This is a genomic window from Devosia sp. (genome assembly GCF_017307565.1).
Lineage (GTDB): Bacteria > Pseudomonadota > Alphaproteobacteria > Rhizobiales > Devosiaceae > Devosia.
On sequence record NZ_JAFKHD010000291.1, the window covers coordinates 1 to 3,336 of the forward strand.

Annotated in this window: 4 protein-coding genes; 2 read left to right on the forward strand and 2 right to left on the reverse strand. The window is 65.3% G+C overall.

The features are described from left to right. Positions 1-50: 50 nt before the first annotated feature. Positions 51-425, reverse strand: a complete 375-nt coding sequence (locus J0I64_RS08765; RefSeq protein WP_291407218.1) for a helix-turn-helix domain-containing protein — start codon at positions 423-425, stop codon at positions 51-53. 186 nt (positions 426-611) lie between these two features. Between J0I64_RS08765 and J0I64_RS08770 the strand changes: the two genes are divergently transcribed. Together J0I64_RS08770 and dgcA are read left to right on the forward strand one after the other, a co-directional pair. Then, complete coding sequence (locus J0I64_RS08770) at positions 612-1,205, forward strand: NAD(P)H-dependent oxidoreductase (protein WP_291407220.1); 594 nt, start codon at positions 612-614, stop codon at positions 1,203-1,205. A 109-nt stretch (positions 1,206-1,314) separates the two neighbouring features. Further along, a complete protein-coding gene (gene dgcA, locus J0I64_RS08775; protein WP_291407222.1) occupies positions 1,315-2,316 on the forward strand; it encodes an N-acetyl-D-Glu racemase DgcA in 1,002 nt (333 codons plus the stop codon). Here the strand turns inward: dgcA and J0I64_RS08780 are convergent. Continuing rightward, positions 2,313-3,164, reverse strand: coding sequence for a MurR/RpiR family transcriptional regulator (locus J0I64_RS08780; RefSeq protein ID WP_291407224.1), 852 nt, complete (start codon positions 3,162-3,164; stop codon positions 2,313-2,315). The genes dgcA and J0I64_RS08780 overlap by 4 nt on opposite strands. Positions 3,165-3,336: the final 172 nt, after the last annotated feature.

The following is a 3,336-nucleotide window of genomic DNA, read 5'->3' on the forward strand; positions in this document are numbered from 1 at the left end:
CGGCGGCCGCGCGCACTTTTCGCGATCTGTGCCTGCCGGCCTTAGGCCGCTCAGGCGGCGGTCTTGACCTCGAAGCGCTCGCGCGCGGCGACGACGGCGGGATGGTTTTCCATGGCCCAGAGCCGCAGCGCCTTGATTGGCACCAGCAGCGAGCGGCCAAGTTCGGTCAGGCTGTAGTCGACCCGCGGCGGCACGGTGGGCGTCACCACCCGCTCGATGATCCCGTCCTTTTCCAGTTCCCGCAGCACGCTGGTCAGTGACTTCTGCGTGATGTCGCCGATTTCCCGCTTCAGTTCGGAAAAGCGCCGCGGCTTTTCGTCGAGCAGGCTCACCACCAGAACCGCCCATTTCGCCCCGATAATGGTGAGAATTTCGCGGGCCGCCCCGCAATAGCTGTGTGCCCCATTGGGGCTATCAGGTTTCACCGAGGATACTCCCGTATCATGAAGGTGCCGTCTTGCGCCTTTGCCTCAGTGTAATACATAGGCACGCAGTATCCAGCGGAAACTTATGTTTCCATTCGATACGCAACATTCATGACCAGAGCCCGGCTCGCTGCGGAACGCCCTTGGCGGACCGTGGCCCGGCTCGCCCAAGGAAAGACTTTCAGCATGGCGCTCTCTCTCAAGATCATCATCGGCAGCACCCGCCCCGGCCGGGTTGGCCCCACCATTGCCAAATGGGTGGAAGAGGTCGCGCGTCAGGACAGCCGTTTCGACATCGAACTCGTCGACCTCGCCGATCTCAAGCTGCCGCTTCTGGATGAAGCCACCCACCCGGTGATGCAGAAATACGAGCATGATCACACCCGCCGCTGGGCCAGCATCATCGGTTCCGCCGACGCCTATATCTTCGTGACGCCGGAATACAATTACTTCGCCCCCGCCGCCCTCGTGAACGCCATCCAGACCCTGCTCAAGGAATGGGGCTACAAGGCTGCCGGCGTCGTCAGCTATGGCGGCATTTCGGGTGGTCTGCGCTCGGCCCAGGCGCTGCGCCAGCTGCTCGGCAATGTGAACGTGCATGCCCTCCCTCAGGTCGTTCCGGTTCCCTCCTTCCCCCAGTTCATCGGCGAAGACGGCGTTTTCCGCGGCAACGAAGCCATGACCACGGGCCTGACCGGCCAGCTCGACGAACTCTACAAGTGGGCCAGCGCCCTCAGCACGCTGCGCACCGAACAGGAAGCTGCCCAGAAGGCCGCCTGATCGGCACCAGCACGTTTGGCCGCATCCCATGCTGCGGCCAAACGTGGACATTGCCGGCGCTCGGCTGTTAGGACTGCGCCGCCTATCCACTCCCCCAAGTGCAGCCGATATGACCAAGACCACCCTCCGCGCCGAGATCGAAAGCTTTGCGATCGCCGGCCGCTTCACCATCTCCCGCGGCAGCAAGACCGAAGCGCAGGTTATCCGCGTGGAACTGGAGCGCGACGGGGTGATCGGCACCGGCGAATGCGTCCCCTATGCCCGCTATGGCGAGACGCTGGACGCAACGCTTGCCGCTATCCTGAGCCTCCGCGACGCTTTCGCCGCAGGCCTTGACCGCACCGGCCTCCAGTCCGCCCTGCCGCCCGGCGCTGCGCGCAATGCCCTTGATTGCGCCCTCTGGGATCTCGAAGCCGCCCTTGCCGGGCGCAGCGTCGTCAGCCTTGCCGGGATCACCGCCCCCGGCCCCATCGAGACCGCCTACACGATCAGCCTCGACACCGCCGAGGCCATGGCCGACGCCGCCCGGCGCCACAGCCACATGCCGCTCCTCAAGCTCAAACTCGGCGCCCCCGGCGATGCCGATCGCCTCGCCGCCATCCGCGCCGCCGTGCCCGAGACGCGCCTCATCGTCGATGCCAATGAAGGCTGGCTGCCCGACGAGCTGCAAGACCTCCTCCACGCCGCCCAGCGTGCTGGCATCGAACTCGTCGAGCAGCCCCTGCCCGCCGGCAACGACGCCCTCCTCGCCGAAATCGATCACGTGGTTCCCATCTGCGCCGATGAAAGCGTCCACGCCCTGACCGGCCTCGAACAACTGGTGGGCCGCTACGACGCCATCAATGTAAAGCTCGACAAGACCGGCGGCCTCACCGAGGCGCTGGCCGTCGCCCAACGCGCCCGCGACCTGAACCTGGCCATCATGGTCGGCTGCATGGTCAGCACCTCGCTCTCGATGATGCCGGCGTCCCTCCTCGCCGCCTTCGCCCGCTGGGTCGATCTCGACGGCCCGCTGCTCCTCGCCGCCGACCGGCCGGGCGGCCTGACCTATACCAATGGCGTGATAGACCCCACTGGCGGCACGCTCTGGGGCACGGGCAAGCGCGCCTAGCGCGGGTGGGTCACGTCGCGCGTCCGCTCGAGCGCATCGACGGTCTGCTCATAACGTTGGCTCGCGACGCCCAGAAACAGGCAATCGACAATGGCGAGCTGCGCAATGCGGCTCACCATGGCCCCGGCGCGCAGCCGGCTTTCCCGCGCCCGGCTCACAAGGCACTCGTCCGCCGCCCGCGCCAGCGCTGAATCCGGCGATCCCGTCAACGCAATGGTCAGCGCCCCGGCCTGCCGGGCAATCTCGATGTAGCGCACCGTATCCGCCGTCTCGCCCGAATGGGAAAACCCGACCGCCACCGTGCGCGGCGGCGACAGCAGCGCCGCCGTCCAGGCCTCATGCGGATCGGCCAGGAGAAAGGCATTGCGCCCGATACGGAACAGTTTGTGGTGCAGGTCCTGCGCCACGAACTGGCTCGCTCCGATCCCGAACAGCAAAATGCGCTGCGCCCCATCGAGCGCCGCCACCACCCGTTCGAGCGCTTCATAGTCGAGCCCCGACACCGTCTCGTCGATCGCCAGCATTTCGAGCGAGGCAACCTTGGACGCCATTTCCTGCAAGGTGTCGGACCGGGCAATTTCCGCGCCCAGAATCAGGTTCGAGCCGAATTGCGCGGTCTCTTTCCCCAGCTCCGTCGCCAGCGACATGCGTAACTGTGCATAACCAGAGAGGCCAAGCGCCTGACAGAACCGCACCACTGACGCGACCGACGTCCCGCAGGTCGCCGCCAGCTCATAGATGGTCTTGTCGAGCACCAGGCTCGGCGTATCCCGGATCACCATGGCAACCCGTCGCATGGCCGGCGTGAACTTGGCCGAAGACGCCTCGATCGTCGACTGGATACCCAAGATTAGTCCTCCGCGCGCCTGCCCCTCCGGCCCGGCGCGGCGGTCAATCTAGCCCAGTTCAATCCATCTCTGAAACAAAACTTCAGAACTTTGCCGTTTTCTGAAACTCATTGACATTAATGGGTGTGACTTCATACGCTTGGGCCTGAACCATTGCGGCCTTCTAGGGGCC